Source organism: Pseudomonas kielensis, from assembly GCF_030505375.1.
Classification (GTDB): Bacteria; Pseudomonadota; Gammaproteobacteria; order Pseudomonadales; family Pseudomonadaceae; genus Aquipseudomonas; species Aquipseudomonas kielensis.
The window spans coordinates 1,185,989-1,203,482 of record NZ_CP130043.1 but is presented as its reverse complement, the minus strand read 5'-3'; the positions used below and the strand labels follow the sequence as shown (position 1 = coordinate 1,203,482).

Sequence of the window (17,494 nt, the reverse complement as noted above, 5' to 3'; positions counted from 1 at the left end):
ACTGTAAGAAGATCTAAGGCCACTTATGGGCACTGAAACACTGACGATCAGCAGTGGGCGAATGTTTCGTTATGCGCTGGGTTCGCTCCTGCTGCTGGCAGGTACTGCCTTGCTGGTGGCCCATGGCCTGGCGTGGCTCAACCTTGAGCCAAAGTTGATGCGGGCCCTGCAGGGCGGGGCGATCTGCGCGCTGGGCACGGCCCTGGGCGCGGTGCCGGTGCTGGTGATCCGGCGGATGCCGGTGGCGCTCAGCGACACCTTGCTGGGTTTTGGCGCCGGGGTGATGCTGGCAGCAACGGCCTTTTCGCTGATTGTGCCGGGAATCGCCGCCGCTGAAAGTCTGGGGCTGTCCTCCTGGGCTGCCAGCGGCCTGATCTGCTGCGGCATCCTGCTGGGGGCGTTCGGGCTGTTTGTGGTGGATCGTCAGATGTCCGGTGCGACCCCCGAGATGCTGGTGGGCACCCAAGAGCGCCCAGTCATCCCGCCACGCATCTGGCTGTTCGTATTCGCCATCATTGCCCACAACATTCCAGAAGGCATGGCCGTGGGAGTCTCGGCCGGTGGTGGCATGGCGGACGCAGACAGCCTGGCCATGGGCATTGCCTTGCAGGATGTGCCGGAAGGGCTGGTCATCGCGCTGGTGCTGGCCGGGGCCGGGATGTCGCGGGTCAAGGCCTTCCTGATCGGCGCCGCATCAGGGCTGGTCGAGCCGGTGTTTGCACTGCTGTGTGCCTGGCTGGTGAGCCTGGCCGAGGTGATCCTGCCGTTGGGCCTGGCCCTGGCTGCAGGGGCGATGCTGCTGGTGGTGACGCATGAGGTGATCCCCGAGTCGCGCCGCAATGGCCACGAGAAGCTTGCCAGCCTGGGTTTGCTGATCGGGTTTTGCCTGATGATGGTGATGGATACAGCGCTGGGGTAGGGCTGCCTACTCGCCTTCGTCGAAGTAGTTGTTGATCAGTGCTACCAGGGCATCCAGCGCTTCCTGTTCCTGCTCGCCTTCGGTGCTCAGGTGGATGCGAGTGCCTTTGCCTGCGGCCAGCATCATCATGGCCATGATGCTCTTGCCGTCGACCATCGACTGTGGGGTGCGTCCTGCACGAATCTGGCATGGGTACTGGCCTGCAACGCCGACGAACTTGGCTGAAGCGCGGGCGTGCAGGCCCAGTTTGTTGATGATTTCAATTTCCAGAGCAGGCATCGCGGTGTGAATCCTTTAGCTAAGGTCGCGGTGGCGAACCTGGACATTCTTCAGGGATTTTTGCAGGACCTGGCCCAGGCGTTCGGTCAGGTAGACGGAGCGGTGATGCCCGCCCGTGCAGCCAATGGCTATGGTCACGTAGGCCCGATTGCTGGCGGCAAAGCGCGGCAGCCATTTGAGCAGGTAGCTGGAGATGTCTTCAAACATTTCTTCGACATCCGGCTGAGCTGCCAGGTATTCGGCAACCGGCTGGTCTAGCCCGGACTGAGCGCGTAGTTCCGGTTTCCAGTAGGGGTTGGGCAGGCAGCGGACGTCGAACACCAAATCGGCATCCACTGGCATGCCACGCTTGAACCCGAACGACTCGACCAGGAATGCCGTGCCCGGCTCGGGTTGATTGAGCAGGCGCAACTTGATGGTGTCACGCAGTTGGTAGAGGTTCAGGTCGGTGGTGTTGAGCTTGAGGTCGGCCAGGTCGGCGATCGGCTCCAGCAGGCGGGTCTCGTCCTGGATGGCTTCGGCCAGCGAACGCTGCGAGCTGCTCAGCGGGTGGCGGCGACGGGTTTCCGAGAAGCGCTTGAGCAGGGTTTCTTCATCGGCATCGAGGAACAGCACATCACATTGGATGTGCCGGTTGCGCACTTCTTCGAGCAATTCAGGGAAACGCGACAAATGGCTCGGCAGGTTGCGCGCATCGATCGATACGGCCACCAGCGGCTGGGCCAACTCGTCGTGAAGCAACGCGCGTTCGGCCAACTCTGGCAGCAACCCGGCGGGCAGGTTGTCGATGCAGTAGTAGCCGTTGTCCTCCAGAACATTGAGGGCTGTGCTTTTACCGGAGCCGGAGCGGCCGCTGACGATGATCAGGCGCATGATTAGTGACCGTTTTGTTCGTCCAGGACGACCTGGTACAGGGCTTCGCTGGTGCTGGCACTGCGCAGGCGGTCGCGCACTTCCTTGCGGTCCAGCATGCTGGCGATCTGGCGCAGAAGTTCCAGGTGGGCATCGGTGGCGGCTTGCGGGACCAGCAGCACGAACAGCAGGTCGACCGGAGCGCCGTCGATGGCGTCGAAATCAATAGGCGCATCCAGGTGCATCAAGGCGCTGATGGGCGCCTCGCAGCCTTTGAGGCGGCAGTGAGGAATGGCGATGCCGTTGCCAAAACCGGTCGAACCGAGTTTTTCACGGGCAATCAGGCTCTCGAAGACATCTTGCATCTCCAGATCCGGGACTTCCCGGGCGATCAGGTTGGCAATTTGTTCGAGGGCGCGTTTTTTACTGCCGCCCGGCACGTTCACCAAAGAACGGCCGGGGGTCAGGATGCTTTCAAGTCGGATCATGGGATGGGGGTGTTAACGACCGGTTGCGCCCTGGAGGAGGCTCTGGGTCTTTTCCTTATGCTTTTTAAGTTGACGGTCCAGCTTGTCGGTCAGCAGGTCAATGGCGGCATACATGTCCGTATGCTCGGCATTGGCGACCACTTCTCCGCCGGGGATATGCAGCGTGGCTTCGATTTTCTGCAACAGCTTCTCGACATTCATCGTGACTTGCACGTTGGTGATCTTGTCGAAATGCCTCTCCAGTCGGTCGAGTTTTTCGCCGATGTAGGTGCGCAGAGGTTCGGTAACTTCCAGTTGGTGTCCACTGATGTTGACTTGCATACAGCTTCTCCTTCGTTGCCAGTGCATAAGGCGGCAGGCCGAGTTGCCTGCCACTAGGGTGTCTGCGAAAGATTTCGAAAACACCCTGGAACGCGGTGGCGTGGCCCGTTACATCAATCGCTTGCGTTCGCTCGAAGGCGCGATCCCGAGGGATTCACGGTACTTGGCGACGGTACGACGGGCTACCTGAATACCTTGTGCCTCCAGTAAACCAGCGATCTTGCTGTCACTCAACGGCTTTTTCTGATTTTCCGCGGCAACCAGTTTTTTGATGATCGCGCGGATCGCCGTGGACGAGCATTCGCCGCCTTCGGAGGTGCTGACGTGGCTTGAGAAAAAGTATTTCAGCTCATAGATACCGCGCGGGGTATGCATGAATTTTTGCGTGGTGACCCGGGAAATCGTCGACTCGTGCATGCCCACCGCTTCGGCGATGTCATGCAGGACCAGCGGCTTCATCGCCTCGTCGCCATATTCGAGAAAGCCGCGCTGGTGCTCGACGATCTGGGTGGCCACTTTCATCAGGGTTTCGTTGCGGCTTTGCAGGCTCTTGATGAACCAGCGTGCCTCTTGCAACTGATTGCGCATGAAGGTGTTGTCGGCGCTGGTGTCGGCGCGACGCACGAAACCGGCGTACTGAGGGTTGACCCGCAAGCGCGGTACCGACTCCTGGTTCAGTTCCACCAGCCAGCGTTCGTTGTCCTTGCGCACGATCACATCGGGCACCACGTATTCGGCTTCGCTGGACTCGATCTGCGAGCCGGGCCGCGGGTTGAGGCTCTGGACCAGTTCGATGACCTGGCGCAGTTCGTCTTCCTTGAGCTTCATGCGCCGCATCAACTGGCTGTAGTCGCGGCTGCCGAGCAGATCGATGTAATCACTGACCAGGCGCTTGGCCTCTGCCAGCCAAGGGGTCTTGGCGGGCAGCTGGCGCAATTGCAGCAACAGGCACTCACCCAGGTTGCGGGCGCCGATGCCGGCGGGCTCGAATTGCTGGATGCGATGCAGGACGGCTTCGATTTCGTCCAGCTCGATGTCCAGTTCCGGGTCGAATGCCTCGAGAATTTCCTCGAGGGTTTCGTCCAGGTAGCCCTGATTGTTGATGCAGTCGATCAGGGTCACGCCGATCAGGCGATCGGTGTCGGACATCGGGGCCAGGTTCAATTGCCAGAGCAGGTGGCTCTGCAGGCTTTCACCGGCGGAGGTGCGGGTGGTGAAATCCCACTCGTCGTCATCGTTGCTGGGCAGGCTGCTGGCGCTGGTCTGGTAGACGTCTTCCCAGGCGGTGTCGACCGGCAGTTCGTTGGGAATGCGTTCGTTCCATTCACCTTCCTCGAGGTTATCCACCGTGGGGGCGGTTTCCTGGTAGGAGGGTTCCTGGACGTCGGTGTTGGGTTTGTGCTCGATGTTGTCCGCCATAGGGTCGGCGTTATCGAAGTCGTCGCCTTCTTCCTGGCGTTCGAGCATTGGATTTGACTCCAAGGCTTCCTGGATTTCCTGTTGCAGGTCCAGGGTCGACAATTGGAGCAGGCGGATGGCCTGTTGCAGCTGCGGTGTCATCGTCAGCTGCTGGCCCATTCTCAAGACTAGCGATGGTTTCATGGCTGGGGCTTAACACCTTATTCGCCGGCGCACGTGCGCCATCCACTACAGGGCGCCGGAGCGCCAAACTTAAGCAAATTATATGCCTGAAACTGAAGTGTTTGCCTAGAGCGTCATGACAATAAAAATATTCAGGCTTTCATTGACAATGCGCTCTACCGGCAGGCCAGACGCCTCGCTGCTTAAAGGCGGAACTCGTGGCCCAGGTACACTTCCTTGACCAGTTCGTTGGCCAGGATGGTTTCAGCGTCACCTTCTGCGATCAGTTGACCATCGTTCACGATGTAGGCGGTTTCGCAGATGTCCAACGTTTCACGCACGTTGTGGTCCGTGATCAGTACGCCAATGCCCTTGGCCTTGAGGTGATGGATGATCTGCTTGATGTCACCGACCGAAATCGGGTCCACGCCGGCGAAAGGTTCGTCGAGCAGGATGAACTTCGGCGCGGTGGCCAGGGCGCGGGCAATTTCCACGCGGCGTCGTTCGCCACCGGAAAGGCTCATGCCCAGGTTGTCGCGGATATGGTTGATGTGGAACTCCTGCAACAGGCTTTCGAGTTCCTTGCGCCGACCGGCCTTGTCGAGTTCCTTGCGGGTTTCGAGAATGGCCATGATGTTGTCGGCAACCGACAGTTTGCGGAAGATCGACGCCTCCTGTGGAAGATAGCCGATACCTGCCCGTGCGCGACCGTGCATGGGCTGGTGGCTGACATCCAGGTCGTCGATCAGTACGCGACCCTGGTCGGCCTGCACCAGGCCGACGATCATGTAGAAGCAGGTGGTCTTGCCGGCACCGTTGGGGCCAAGCAGGCCGACGATCTGGCCGCTGTCGATGGACAGGCTGACGTCACGCACGACCTGACGGCTCTTGTAGCTCTTGGCCAGGTGCTGGGCTTTCAGAGTTGCCATTACTGGGCCTTTTGCTCGTCAGTTTTCTTTTTCGGCTGGATGACCATGTCGATCCGCGGACGTTGCTCAGTGACCTTGCTGCCCGTGGCGCGACCGGCGCTGGCGAGCTTTTTGTTGGTGTCGTAGACGATTTTCTCGCCCTGGGTAATGTTGCCGTCCTTGTCGACGACTTTGGCCCGATCGATCAGCACGACGCGGTCTTGCGAGGCGTGGTACTGGATGGTCACCCCGTAGCCCTGCACGGGTTTGGAGTCGCCCGCCGTTTGCACTTGCTCGAAGTAGGCCAGGTTGCCAACCGAGGTCACGACGTCGATGTCACCCGCTGCGGTGCGGGTGATGGTCACGGTGTTGCCGGTGACCTTCATCGAGCCCTGGGTGATGATCACGTCGCCCTTGTAGGTGGCGATACCGTTCTTGTCGTCCAGTTGGGCGTCGTCGGCCTGGATGCGGATAGGTTGATCTCTATCGGTCGGCAGGGCCCAGGCGCTCACGCTTCCCAGTGCTGCGCCCAAACTGAGCAAAATAGGGAGGGTTTTAACGAGCCTCATACTGTCCTCTTACGTTCGATAGCAGGTGTATCCTGCTTTCTTTCAAATACGCCTTCATTCCGGTACCAGTCGATACACCGCCAGCGCCGTCGATTCTAACGGCTTGCTGGGTCTGCGCATATTGTTGCTTGGGGAATACCGTCATGCGTGTGGTGGTGATGACCATCGGGCGATTCTTGGCATCGGTGCGTGCAATGCGCACCGAGTCGATGAGTTCGACCTCGGTGCCGTCAGGATTGACCTCGCCACGCTCGCTCTGCACATGCCAGGGGAATTCGCTGCCGCGATACATCTGCAGGTCCGGCTTGGTCAGCAAGGTGACTTCGCTGGCCTTGACGTGTTCGACCTTGTCGGACGTCATGTCGTACTGCAACTTGCCATCTGGCTGGAACTGCACGCTGTGGGCGTTGATGGCGTAGTAGTCGATCTCGCTCTCGTTGACCGCGGCTACCGGCTTGTCGAGAAAGCGCTCAGGGCTGATGTTCCAGTAGCCGACAGCCGCTAACAACGCGGCGATGGCTGCGAAAAACACGATATTGCGAAACTTTTTACTCAGCATAAATGACTCACAGGTACGCAGCGTTGGCGTCTTCCAGATTGCCTTGGGCGCGTAATATCAATTCACAGAATTCTCGAGCAGCACCTTCGCCACCACGGGCCTCGGTGATGCCGTGGGCGTGTTCGCGGACAAAACTCGCGGCATTGGCAACGGCCATGCCGAGGCCGACGCGCCTAATCACCGGCAGGTCGGGTAGGTCGTCGCCCAGATAGGCGACCTGTTCATAGCTTAGGCCCAGTTGCGCGAGAAGCTCGTCGAGCACCGCAAGTTTGTCCTCGCGGCCTTGATACAGGTGGCTTATCCCCAGGTTTTTGGCGCGACGCTCGACCGCCGGGCTTGTTCGACCACTGATAATGGCCATTGTCACACCGCTGGCCAGCAACATTTTCATGCCCTGGCCGTCGAGGGTGCTGAAACTCTTGAATTCGCTGCCATCCTCGAGGAAATTCAGGCGACCGTCGGTGAGTACGCCGTCGACATCGAAGACCGCCAGCTTGACGGGCCTGGCGCGTTCGAGCAGGTCGTCAGCCATTACATCACCCCTGCGCGCAACAGGTCGTGCATGTTCAGGGCGCCGATCGGGCGGTCATCGTTGTCGACCACCACCAGGGCGTTGATCTTGTTGTCTTCCATGATCTTCAGGGCTTGTGCGGCGAGCATGTCGGCCCGGGCGGTCTTGCCATGAAGGGTCATGACCTCTTCGATCCTGGCCTGCTGGAAGTCGATCGAGCGGTCCAGGGTGCGCCGCAGGTCGCCGTCCGTGAAAATCCCGGCCAGGGTGCCATCGGCTTCCAGGACCACGGTCATGCCCAGGCCCTTGCGGGTCATTTCCAGCAAGGCGTCTTTGAGCGATGTACCGCGCACCACCTGTGGCAGTTCGGCACCGATGTGCATGACGTCTTCGACTTTCAGCAGCAGGCGCCGACCCAGCGCGCCGCCCGGGTGGGAGAAGGCGAAGTCCTCGGCGGTAAAGCCCCGGGCTTCCAGCAAGGCCACCGCCAGGGCGTCGCCCATCACCAGCGCTGCCGTGGTCGATGACGTCGGCGCCAGGTTCAGCGGGCAGGCTTCATGCTCGACATGCACGTTCAGATTGACGTCAGCGGCCTTGGCCAGTGTCGAGTCAGGGTTGCCGGTCAGGCTGATCAACTGGATTCCCATGCGCTTGATCAGCGGGAGCAGGGTGATGATTTCGTGGGTCGAGCCGGAATTGGACAAGGCGAGGATGATGTCATCGCGGGTAATCATGCCCATGTCGCCATGGCTGGCTTCGGCGGGGTGCACAAAAAAGGCCGTGGTGCCGGTGCTGGCCAGGGTCGCGGCAATCTTGTTGCCGATGTGCCCGGACTTGCCCATGCCGACCACCACCACTCGGCCTTTGCTGGACAGAATCAACTCGCAAGCGCGTACGAAGTCTGCGTCGATATGGGCCAGCAAGCCTTTGACGGCTTCCAGCTCGAGGCGGATCGTACGTTGTGCCGATTTGATCGGGTCGCTGGACTGGCTCATGTCTGAAGTCGAATAGCCTGGGAAAAGGTGGCGATTATAGCGGTAATGATCAATTCCCTCACGTTAGTTCGTCACGCTTTGTGCGGGCTGCGTCACGGGAACCCTGCGATTAACCGGCTTTCACCTTAATTGAAGCTGAATGCGGCGGTCTTCGGCCTTGGGCGCCATGACTGGGCAGTGATATAGTTCGCCGCCTGTCCGGCCTGCCAAGGATGATATGTGCTCTCGTCGGAGGGTGCGGCGTCCCAGTGTGAGGCTTGCATCGCAAGGAGTTTAGATGAGTGCCGATAACGCCTACGCGGTCGAGCTTAAGGGAGTGTCCTTCAAGCGCGGCGCGCGCAGCATTTTCAATAATGTCGATATTCGCATACCACGCGGTAAGGTCACCGGCATCATGGGGCCTTCCGGTTGCGGGAAAACCACGCTGCTACGCCTGATGGGCGCGCAGTTGCGTCCTTCCAGTGGCGAAGTGTGGGTCAACGGCCAGAATTTGCCCAAGCTGTCGCGCAGCGATCTGTTCGATGCGCGCAAGCATATGGGGGTGCTGTTCCAGAGCGGAGCGCTGTTCACCGACCTCGATGTGTTCGAGAACGTCGCGTTTCCGCTGCGCGTGCATACCCAACTGCCCGAAGAAATGATCCGCGACATCGTCCTGATGAAGCTGCAGGCCGTGGGTTTGCGCGGTGCCACCGATTTGATGCCCGACGAACTGTCCGGCGGCATGAAGCGTCGTGTCGCGCTGGCCCGGGCGATTGCCCTGGACCCGGGCATCCTCATGTACGACGAGCCCTTCGTCGGGCAGGACCCCATCGCCATGGGAGTATTGGTTCGCCTGATCCGCCTGCTCAACGATGCCCTGGGGATCACCAGCATCGTGGTTTCCCACGACCTGGCCGAAACCGCGAGCATCGCTGACTACCTGTATGTGGTCGGTGATGGCCAGGTGCTGGGGCAGGGCACACCCGCCGAACTGATGGATTCCGATAATCCGCGGATCCGCCAATTCATGAAAGGTGATCCGGACGGTCCGGTACCCTTCCATTTTCCCGCGACGGATTACCGCGCAGATCTTCTGGGGAAGCGCTGATGCGCAAGACTTCACTGATAGAGAGAGTGCGTCGATTCGGCCAGGCGGCCATCGACAGCGTCGCGGTGCTTGGCCGTTCGTCATTGTTCCTGTTTCACGCCTTGCTCGGGCGCGGCAGCGTCGGCGGCGGGTTCAGCCTGCTGATCAAGCAACTGCACTCGGTTGGCGTGATGTCCCTGGTGATCATTGTGGTCTCGGGGATCTTCATCGGCATGGTGCTGGCGCTGCAAGGCTTCAACATCCTCTCCAGCTACGGCTCGGAGCAGGCGGTCGGGCAGATGGTGGCGCTGACCCTGCTGCGCGAACTGGGGCCGGTGGTGACTGCGCTGCTGTTTGCCGGGCGCGCCGGTTCGGCGTTGACCGCGGAAATCGGCAACATGAAGTCCACTGAGCAGTTGTCCAGCCTGGAAATGATTGGCGTCGACCCGCTCAAGTACATCATTGCCCCCCGGTTGTGGGCCGGCTTCATTTCCCTGCCGCTGCTGGCGATGATCTTCAGCGTGGTGGGTATCTGGGGTGGTTCCTGGGTGGCTGTCGACTGGCTGGGCGTGTATGAAGGCTCTTACTGGTCGAACATGCAAAACAGCGTGACGTTCAATGGCGATGTGCTTAATGGCATCATTAAAAGCATGGTCTTTGCCTTTGTCGTGACCTGGATCGCCGTATTCCAAGGCTATGACTGTGAGCCCACTTCAGAGGGGATCAGTCGTGCCACCACCAAGACAGTGGTGTATGCCTCGTTGGCCATTCTCGGCCTGGACTTTATTCTGACCGCCTTGATGTTTGGAGATTTCTGATGCAAAACCGCACCCTGGAAATCGGTGTCGGCCTTTTCTTGCTGGCTGGCATCCTGGCTTTACTGTTGCTTGCCCTGCGGGTCAGTGGACTGTCCCCGGTGTCGGGCACCGACACCTATAAACTTTATGCGTATTTCGACAATATCGCCGGTTTGACTGTCAGATCGAAAGTGACCATGGCCGGTGTGACCATCGGCAAGGTCACGGCAATCGATCTGGATCGCGACAGTTTCACCGGGCGTGTGACGCTGCAGCTGGAAAAACGGGTAGATAACCTTCCGTCCGATTCCACTGCATCTATCCTCACCGCTGGCCTGTTGGGCGAGAAGTACATCGGTATCAGCGTGGGCGGCGAAGAGTCGTTGCTCAAGGATGGCGGTACCATCCATGACACGCAGTCCTCGCTGGTACTCGAAGACCTGATCGGTAAATTCCTGCTCAATACTGTGAGTAAAGACGCTAAATGAGGAGTTTTTCCATGATCTCTACCTTGCGACGTGGCCTGTTGGTACTGCTCGCGGCCTTGCCGCTGGTGGCTAACGCTGTGGCTGCGCCTTCTGCGCACGAGCTGGTGCAGGACACGACCAACCGGTTGCTCGCCGATCTGGCGGCCAACAAGGAAAAGTACAAGCAGGACCCGAAAGACTTCTACGCCGCATTGAACAGCATTGTCGGGCCTGTGGTGGATGCCGAGGGCATTTCCAAGAGCATCATGACCGTCAAGTATTCGCGCAAAGCCACGCCAGCGCAGATGAAGGCCTTCGAAGAGAACTTCAAGACCGGCCTGTTCCAGTTCTATGGCAATGCCCTGCTTGAGTACAACAACCAGGGCATCACCGTTGATCCGGCCAAGGACGAGTCGGGCGACCGCACCAGTGTCGGCATGACCGTCAAGGGCAGCAACGGTGCGATCTATCCAGTGTCCTACACCCTGGAAAAGATCAATGGCGAGTGGAAACTGCGCAACGTGATCATCAATGGCATCAACATTGGCAAGCTGTTCCGTGACCAGTTCGCCGACGCCATGCAGCGCAACGGCAACAACCTGGACAAGACCATCAATGGTTGGGCCGGTGAAGTGGCCAAGGCCAAGGAAACCTCCGAGAAGCAAAGCCAATGAGTGACTCGGCCGTGCGTTTGGGTGAAGCCGGTGAGCTGCTGCTCAGCGGAGTCCTCGATTACCGCTCCGGGCCAGTCCTGCGCAAGCAGGGCCAGGCCTTGATCCAGTCGAGCACCGCACCTATCGTGGTGCTCGATTGCGCCGGCGTGGAGAAATCCAGCAGCGTTGGCTTGTCCTTGCTGCTGGCGTTCATGCGCGATGCGGCAGCGGCCGGCAAGGCGGTGAGCATTCGTGCCTTGCCAGACGATATGCGTGAAATTGCTCAGGTCTCAGGTTTGACCGAGCTTTTGGCGCACCCTTAACTAGCATCTATAAAGAAGCCCCCCGTCAGAGTCCTGCTATGCGGGGTTCGCAGGCGCGGGGCTTTTTTGTATGATGTCCGACCCGCGCGCACAGGGCGCCGATTGAGGTTGAGCATGCAGGCCGTAGAAGTGAAGAGCTTCCTTGAGGGAAAGCTTCCCGGAACTCAGGTAGAAGTTGAAGGCGAAGGCTGCAACTTTCAGCTGAACGTGATTAGCGATGAACTGGTGGCTTTGAGCCCGGTCAAGCGTCAGCAGAGCATCTATGCCCATTTGAACCCATGGATCGCCGATGGCAGCATCCACGCGGTCACTATGAAATTTTTCAGCAGCGCGGCCTGGGCCGAGCGCACCTGAGCCCAAGGGCGTCGAGATTCTTATGGATAAATTGATTATTACCGGCGGCGTTCGTCTTGATGGCGAAATCCGCATCTCCGGGGCAAAGAACTCTGCCCTGCCGATCCTGGCGGCAACGCTGCTGTGCGATGGCCCGGTGACGGTTGCCAACCTGCCGCACCTGCACGACATCACCACCATGATCGAGCTGTTCGGTCGCATGGGCATTGAGCCGGTGATCGACGAGAAGCTCAGCGTCGAAATCGACCCGCGTACCATCAAGACCCTGATCGCACCGTACGAGCTGGTGAAAACCATGCGTGCCTCGATCCTGGTATTGGGGCCGATGGTTGCCCGTTTTGGTGAAGCCGAAGTGGCACTGCCTGGCGGTTGCGCCATCGGCTCGCGTCCGGTCGACCTGCACATCCGTGGCCTTGAAGCCATGGGCGCGACCATTGACGTGGAAGGCGGCTACATCAAGGCCAAGGCGCCGGAAGGCGGTTTGCGCGGGGCCAACTTCTTCTTCGATACCGTCAGCGTGACCGGTACCGAGAACATCATGATGGCCGCAGCCCTGGCCAACGGCCGCAGCGTGCTGCAGAACGCCGCTCGTGAGCCAGAAGTCGTCGACCTGGCGAACTTCCTCAACGCCATGGGCGCCAACGTCCAGGGCGCGGGCACCGACACCATCACCATCGATGGCGTGAAGCGCCTGGGCACTGCCACCTACCGCGTGATGCCGGACCGTATCGAAACCGGTACCTACCTGGTAGCGGCAGCCGTGACCGGCGGCCGTGTGAAGGTCAAGGACACCGATCCGACCATCCTCGAGGCGGTGCTGGAAAAACTGCGCGAAGCAGGTGCGGAAATCACCACGGGCGAAGACTGGATCGAGCTGAACATGCACGGCAAGCGGCCCAAGGCGGTCAACGTGCGTACAGCGCCGTACCCGGCGTTCCCGACCGACATGCAGGCGCAGTTCATCTCCCTCAACGCCATTGCCGAAGGCACGGGCGCTGTGATCGAGACGATCTTCGAAAACCGCTTCATGCACGTCTACGAACTGCACCGCATGGGCGCGCATATCCAGGTCGAAGGCAACACGGCCATCGTGACCGGTATCGACAAGCTCAAGGGCGCGCCAGTCATGGCCACCGACCTGCGGGCCTCGGCCAGCCTGGTGATTTCGGCGCTGGTAGCCGAAGGCGACACGCTGATCGATCGCATCTACCACATAGACCGTGGTTACGAGTGCATCGAAGAGAAGCTGCAGATGCTCGGCGCGAAGATCCGCCGCGTACCGGGCTAGTCGTTGCGTCAAGGGCACAGGGAGGTGCCCACAGATTTGTTGAAGTCGAGCCTGTTACGGGCTCGACGTGTGTCCGGCGCCGTTTGCGACCGGGCATCAGTAGCCTGATAAGGACTGACGTTTCCCATGTTGACCATCGCACTGTCCAAGGGCCGCATCCTCGACGACACCCTGCCGCTTCTGGCTGAAGCGGGCATTGTGCCAACCGAGAATCCGGACAAGAGCCGCAAGCTGATCATCCCCACGACCCAGGCCGATGTGCGCTTGCTGATCGTGCGCGCCACCGATGTGCCGACCTACGTCGAGCATGGTGCCGCTGACCTGGGCGTCGCCGGTAAAGATGTGTTGATGGAATACGGCGGCCAGGGCCTCTACGAGCCGCTGGACCTGCAGATTGCCCAATGCAAGCTGATGACCGCCGGCAAGGTCGGTGCCATCGAGCCCAAGGGCCGCCTGCGGATCGCCACCAAATTCGTCAACGTTGCCAAGCGCTACTACGCCGAGCAAGGTCGCCAGGTCGACATCATCAAGCTGTATGGCTCGATGGAGCTGGCGCCGCTGATCGGCCTGGCGGACAAGATCATCGACGTGGTCGATACCGGCAACACGCTGCGGGCCAACGGCCTGGAGCCACAGGAGTTCATTGCGGCCATCAGCTCCCGGCTGATCGTCAACAAGGCTTCGATGAAAATGCAACACGCCAGGATCCAGGCGTTGATCGACACCCTGCGCCAGGCAGTGGAGTCGCGACACCGCGGCTGATTCGCTTGCGCGACGTTAAGTCGCGCCCGTCTATCCGCCTCATAGCCAGAATTCTCAGGTGCCCAAGCGGAACGACTGCTAGTTTAGGGCGCCTGAGTTTTTGCCATTCCTATGAGGCTCTCGCTATGACCGCACCGACTGCAATTCGCCGACTCAACGCTGCTGACCCGGATTTCGCGCATCATCTGGATCATCTGCTGAGCTGGGAAAGTGTGTCTGACGACTCGGTCAATCAGCGGGTGCTGGACATCATCAAGGCTGTGCGTGAGCGTGGCGATGCGGCGCTGGTGGAGTTCACCCAGCAGTTCGACGGCCTGCAAGTGGCCTCGATGGCCGACCTGATCCTGCCGCGCGAGCGCCTGGAGCTGGCCTTGACCCGCATCACCGTGGCCCAGCGCGAAGCCCTGGAGGTCGCCGCGACCCGCGTGCGCAGCTACCACGAAAAGCAGAAGCAGGACTCCTGGAGCTACACCGAAGCCGACGGCACGGTGTTGGGCCAGAAAGTCACGCCGCTGGACCGTGCGGGCCTGTACGTGCCAGGCGGCAAGGCGTCCTACCCGTCCTCGGTACTGATGAACGCGATTCCAGCCAAGGTCGCGGGGGTGACCGAGGTGGTCATGGTGGTGCCGACGCCACGGGGCGAAATCAATGAACTGGTGCTGGCTGCGGCCTGCATCGCCGGCGTCGACCGGGTGTTCACCATCGGCGGCGCCCAAGCGGTTGCCGCGCTGGCCTATGGCACCGAAAGCGTGCCGCGCGTGGACAAAGTAGTCGGCCCTGGCAACATCTACGTCGCCACCGCCAAGCGCCACGTGTTTGGCCAGGTCGGTATCGACATGATTGCCGGGCCTTCGGAAATCCTCGTGGTATGCGATGGCCAGACCGATCCCGACTGGATCGCCATGGACCTGTTCTCCCAGGCCGAGCACGACGAAGACGCCCAGGCCATCCTGGTCAGTCCCGACGCCGAATTCCTCGACCGGGTGGCGGCGAGCATCAACAAGCTGATGCCGACCATGGAGCGGGCCGAGATCATCCAGACCTCGATCAATGGTCGTGGCGCGCTGATCCAGGTGCGTGACATGCAACAGGCCATCGACGTGGCCAACCGCATTGCCCCGGAGCACCTGGAGTTGTCGGTGGCGGACCCGCAAGCCTGGCTGCCGCAGATCCGTCACGCTGGCGCGATCTTCATGGGACGTCACACCTCCGAGGCCTTGGGCGACTATTGCGCAGGCCCCAACCACGTGCTGCCGACTTCCGGCACCGCGCGATTCTCCTCGCCGCTGGGGGTCTACGACTTCCAGAAACGCTCGTCGATCATTTTTTGCTCCGAAGCGGGCGCTTCTGAGCTGGGCAAGACTGCTTCGGTACTGGCCCGTGGCGAGTCGTTGACCGCCCACGCCCGCAGTGCCGAATACCGCATCGTTGCCGATCAGGAAGGGAACTGAACATGAGTAAATTCTGGAGTGCGTTCGTCAAGGACCTGGTGCCCTACGTTCCGGGCGAACAGCCGAAGCTGACCAAGCTGGTCAAGCTCAACACCAACGAAAACCCCTACGGCCCATCGCCCAAGGCGCTGGCCGCCATGCAGGTCGAACTCAACGACAACCTGCGCCTGTACCCGGACCCCAACAGCGACCTGCTCAAGCAGGCGGTGGCCAGCTACTACGGCGTGCAAGGCAATCAGGTGTTCCTCGGCAACGGTTCCGACGAAGTCCTGGCCCACATCTTTCACGGCCTGCTGCAGCACGATAAGCCGCTGTTGTTCCCGGACATCAGCTACAGCTTCTATCCGGTCTACTGCGGCCTGTATGGCATCACGTTCGACGCAGTGCCTCTGGACGAGCAGTTCCAGATCAACCCGGCGCACTACGCGCGGCCGAACGGCGGGATCATTTTCCCCAACCCGAACGCGCCAACCGGCTGCCTGTTGCCCCTGGACGCCGTCGAGCAGATCCTCAAGGCCAGCCCGGATTCCGTGGTGGTGGTGGATGAGGCCTACATCGACTTCGGCGGTGAGACGGCGATCAGCCTGGTGGATCGCTATCCGAACCTGCTGGTGACCCAGACCCTGTCCAAGTCGCGCTCGCTGGCCGGCTTGCGGGTCGGCCTGGCCGTCGGTCATCCGGACCTGATCGAAGCGTTGGAGCGGATCAAGAACAGCTTCAACTCCTACCCGTTGGATCGCCTGGCGATTGTCGGGGCAGCGGCGGCGTTCGAGGATCGGGAGTATTTCACCAGGACTTGCCAGTTGGTCATCGACAGCCGCGAGCAGGTGGTCGCGCAGTTGCAGGAAAAAGGCTTTGAGGTCCTGCCGTCGGCAGCCAACTTCATCTTCGCCCGTCACCCGCAGCACGATGCGGCCGGGTTGGCGGCGAAGTTGCGTGAGCAAGGGGTGATTGTCCGGCACTTCAAGCAGGAACGGATTGCCCAGTTCCTGCGCATCTCCATCGGCACGCCGGAGCAAAACCAGGCGTTGATCGACGGTTTGGGCGACCTCTAAAGCAACGCAGCCCTCGGTGGGAGCGAGCGTTCGCTCCCACCGAGGTTTACATCAGGCGTTACTCTTGCTCTTTGACTATCGGTGCAGGAGGCGGGCGCAGGCCGATCTCTGCGGTCAGCGTGAGCTCCTTGCCATTGCGGATCACCTGGATGCTGACCTTGTCGGTGGGCTTGATGCGCGCCACCTGGTTCATCGAGCGCCGGCCGTCGCCAGCCGGCTCACCGTCGATGCTCAGGATCACATCCCCCAGTTGCAGGCCGGCTTTCTGCGCCGGGCCGTCACGGAAAATCCCCGCCACCACGATGCCCGGACGCCCGGACAGACCAAACGACTCCGCCAGTTCCTGGCTCAAGGGTTGCACTTCAATGCCCAGCCAGCCACGAATCACCTGGCCGTGCTCGATGATCGACTTCATCACCTCCATGGCCAGCTTGATCGGAATGGCGAAGCCGATGCCCTGGGAACCGCCGGACTTGGAGAAGATCGCCGTGTTGATGCCCGTCAGGTTGCCGTTGGCGTCCACCAGTGCGCCACCGGAGTTGCCGGGGTTGATCGCGGCGTCGGTCTGGATGAAGTCTTCGTAGTTGTTCAGGCCCAACTGGTTGCGCCCGGTGGCGCTGATGATGCCCATGGTCACGGTCTGGCCGACGCCAAACGGGTTGCCGATGGCCAGGGCCACGTCACCGACACGAATGCTTTCCGAGCGGCCGACGGTAATCGACGGCAGGTTCTTCAGGTCGATCTTGAGTACCGCCAGGTCGGTTTCCGGGTCACTGCCAATCACCCGGGCCAGGGTTTCGCGACCGTCCTTGAGCGCGACCACGATCTGGTCGGCGCCGGAGGTGACGTGGTTGTTGGTCAGCAAATAGCCTTGCGAACTCATGATCACGCCCGAGCCGAGGCTCGATTCCATTCGCTTCTGCTTGGGCGCGTTATCGCCGAAGAAGCGTCGGAACTGTGGGTCTTCGAACAGCGGGTGGCTGGTCTTGTTGACCACTTTGGTGGTGTAGAGGTTGACCACCGCGGGGGCGGCGATGACGACCGCGTCCGCGTAGGACACCGGGCCCTGTTGCGTCAGAGTGGTTTGCGGGGCCTGCTGCAGGTTCACATCCAGGTTCGGAAGACCGACCCATTGTGGGTAACGCTGGATAATCAGCAACGCAATCAGCACGCCGGCCAATAGCGGCCAGCCAAAAAAACGCAGACCCTTGAGCATTGAACAAATCCTGGGAGGTTACGAGGGGCCAACGACGGCCCATAATGTCGCGCATTATACGAGGCCGCGCGTGCCTCTGA

At 60.6% G+C, this 17,494-nt stretch carries 22 protein-coding genes; 11 read left to right on the top strand and 11 right to left on the bottom strand.

Annotated features, from left to right (window positions below):
* Positions 1–25: 25 nt before the first annotated feature.
* A complete protein-coding gene (locus Q1W70_RS05965; protein ID WP_166588765.1) occupies positions 26–919 on the top strand; it encodes a ZIP family metal transporter in 894 nt (297 codons plus the stop codon).
* A 6-nt stretch (positions 920–925) separates the two neighbouring features.
* Here Q1W70_RS05965 and Q1W70_RS05960 read toward each other — a convergent pair whose 3' ends face one another.
* The 10 genes from Q1W70_RS05960 to Q1W70_RS05915 all read right to left on the bottom strand — a co-directional run bounded on the left by Q1W70_RS05960 (position 926) and on the right by Q1W70_RS05915 (position 7,982).
* Positions 926–1,198 carry an HPr family phosphocarrier protein gene (locus tag Q1W70_RS05960; protein WP_166588764.1) on the bottom strand — a complete coding sequence of 91 codons (273 nt, stop codon included), beginning with the start codon at positions 1,196–1,198 and terminating at the stop codon, positions 926–928.
* Between the two features lie 15 nt (positions 1,199–1,213).
* Entirely contained in the window at positions 1,214–2,071 is an 858-nt protein-coding gene (gene rapZ, locus Q1W70_RS05955; protein WP_166588763.1) for an RNase adapter RapZ, read from the bottom strand.
* A gap of 2 nt (positions 2,072–2,073) precedes the next feature.
* Positions 2,074–2,538, bottom strand: coding sequence for a PTS IIA-like nitrogen regulatory protein PtsN (gene ptsN / locus Q1W70_RS05950; protein WP_095169350.1), 465 nt, complete (start codon positions 2,536–2,538; stop codon positions 2,074–2,076).
* A gap of 12 nt (positions 2,539–2,550) precedes the next feature.
* Positions 2,551–2,859: a ribosome hibernation-promoting factor, HPF/YfiA family gene (gene hpf / locus Q1W70_RS05945; protein WP_003178005.1), complete on the bottom strand. Its 309-nt coding sequence runs from the start codon at positions 2,857–2,859 to the stop codon at positions 2,551–2,553.
* Between the two features lie 108 nt (positions 2,860–2,967).
* A complete protein-coding gene (locus tag Q1W70_RS05940) occupies positions 2,968–4,461 on the bottom strand; it encodes an RNA polymerase factor sigma-54 (RefSeq protein WP_166588762.1) in 1,494 nt (497 codons plus the stop codon).
* A 182-nt stretch (positions 4,462–4,643) separates the two neighbouring features.
* Entirely contained in the window at positions 4,644–5,369 is a 726-nt protein-coding gene (gene lptB, locus Q1W70_RS05935) for an LPS export ABC transporter ATP-binding protein (RefSeq protein WP_095169352.1), read from the bottom strand.
* Positions 5,369–5,917 carry a lipopolysaccharide transport periplasmic protein LptA gene (gene lptA / locus Q1W70_RS05930; RefSeq protein ID WP_166588761.1) on the bottom strand — a complete coding sequence of 183 codons (549 nt, stop codon included), beginning with the start codon at positions 5,915–5,917 and terminating at the stop codon, positions 5,369–5,371. Before lptA ends, lptB begins: the two co-directional genes overlap by 1 nt.
* The gene (gene lptC / locus Q1W70_RS05925; protein ID WP_166588760.1) at positions 5,904–6,476 is read right to left on the bottom strand and encodes an LPS export ABC transporter periplasmic protein LptC; all 573 of its coding nucleotides are present in this window, start codon (positions 6,474–6,476) and stop codon (positions 5,904–5,906) included. The genes lptA and lptC overlap by 14 nt, the downstream gene beginning before the upstream one ends.
* A 7-nt stretch (positions 6,477–6,483) precedes the next feature.
* Positions 6,484–7,008, bottom strand: coding sequence for a KdsC family phosphatase (locus Q1W70_RS05920; RefSeq protein WP_182343527.1), 525 nt, complete (start codon positions 7,006–7,008; stop codon positions 6,484–6,486).
* A complete protein-coding gene (locus Q1W70_RS05915; protein WP_182343529.1) occupies positions 7,008–7,982 on the bottom strand; it encodes a KpsF/GutQ family sugar-phosphate isomerase in 975 nt (324 codons plus the stop codon). The genes Q1W70_RS05920 and Q1W70_RS05915 overlap by 1 nt, the downstream gene beginning before the upstream one ends.
* A 277-nt stretch (positions 7,983–8,259) precedes the next feature.
* On the opposite strand from Q1W70_RS05915, the gene Q1W70_RS05910 reads away from it, so the two are divergent.
* The 10 genes from Q1W70_RS05910 (at position 8,260) to hisC (ending at position 16,198) form a co-directional block, all read left to right on the top strand.
* Positions 8,260–9,069 (top strand): ATP-binding cassette domain-containing protein, encoded by an 810-nt coding sequence (locus tag Q1W70_RS05910; RefSeq protein ID WP_166588757.1) that lies wholly within the window; start codon positions 8,260–8,262, stop codon positions 9,067–9,069.
* Positions 9,069–9,866: a lipid asymmetry maintenance ABC transporter permease subunit MlaE gene (mlaE, locus tag Q1W70_RS05905; RefSeq protein ID WP_166588756.1), complete on the top strand. Its 798-nt coding sequence runs from the start codon at positions 9,069–9,071 to the stop codon at positions 9,864–9,866. Before Q1W70_RS05910 ends, mlaE begins: the two co-directional genes overlap by 1 nt.
* A complete protein-coding gene (mlaD, locus tag Q1W70_RS05900) occupies positions 9,866–10,333 on the top strand; it encodes an outer membrane lipid asymmetry maintenance protein MlaD (RefSeq protein WP_166588755.1) in 468 nt (155 codons plus the stop codon). Before mlaE ends, mlaD begins: the two co-directional genes overlap by 1 nt.
* 11 nt (positions 10,334–10,344) lie before the next feature.
* Entirely contained in the window at positions 10,345–10,986 is a 642-nt protein-coding gene (locus Q1W70_RS05895; RefSeq protein ID WP_166588754.1) for an MlaC/ttg2D family ABC transporter substrate-binding protein, read from the top strand.
* Positions 10,983–11,288 (top strand): STAS domain-containing protein, encoded by a 306-nt coding sequence (locus Q1W70_RS05890; protein WP_166588753.1) that lies wholly within the window; start codon positions 10,983–10,985, stop codon positions 11,286–11,288. Before Q1W70_RS05895 ends, Q1W70_RS05890 begins: the two co-directional genes overlap by 4 nt.
* Positions 11,289–11,402: 114 nt before the next feature.
* On the top strand, positions 11,403–11,642 hold the full coding sequence (locus Q1W70_RS05885) for a BolA family protein (protein WP_003439919.1): 240 nt from the start codon (positions 11,403–11,405) through the stop codon (positions 11,640–11,642).
* Between the two features lie 22 nt (positions 11,643–11,664).
* The gene (gene murA, locus Q1W70_RS05880; RefSeq protein ID WP_166588752.1) at positions 11,665–12,930 is read left to right on the top strand and encodes a UDP-N-acetylglucosamine 1-carboxyvinyltransferase; all 1,266 of its coding nucleotides are present in this window, start codon (positions 11,665–11,667) and stop codon (positions 12,928–12,930) included.
* Between the two features lie 126 nt (positions 12,931–13,056).
* Positions 13,057–13,692, top strand: a complete 636-nt coding sequence (hisG, locus tag Q1W70_RS05875; protein ID WP_095169362.1) for an ATP phosphoribosyltransferase — start codon at positions 13,057–13,059, stop codon at positions 13,690–13,692.
* A 125-nt stretch (positions 13,693–13,817) separates the two neighbouring features.
* A complete protein-coding gene (gene hisD, locus Q1W70_RS05870) occupies positions 13,818–15,143 on the top strand; it encodes a histidinol dehydrogenase (protein WP_166588751.1) in 1,326 nt (441 codons plus the stop codon).
* Between the two features lie 2 nt (positions 15,144–15,145).
* Entirely contained in the window at positions 15,146–16,198 is a 1,053-nt protein-coding gene (gene hisC / locus Q1W70_RS05865; protein ID WP_166588750.1) for a histidinol-phosphate transaminase, read from the top strand.
* A gap of 58 nt (positions 16,199–16,256) precedes the next feature.
* On the opposite strand, the gene algW is transcribed toward hisC, so the two are convergent.
* Positions 16,257–17,414, bottom strand: coding sequence for a Do family serine endopeptidase AlgW (algW, locus tag Q1W70_RS05860; RefSeq protein WP_182343536.1), 1,158 nt, complete (start codon positions 17,412–17,414; stop codon positions 16,257–16,259).
* Between the last annotated feature and the right edge of the window lie 80 nt (positions 17,415–17,494).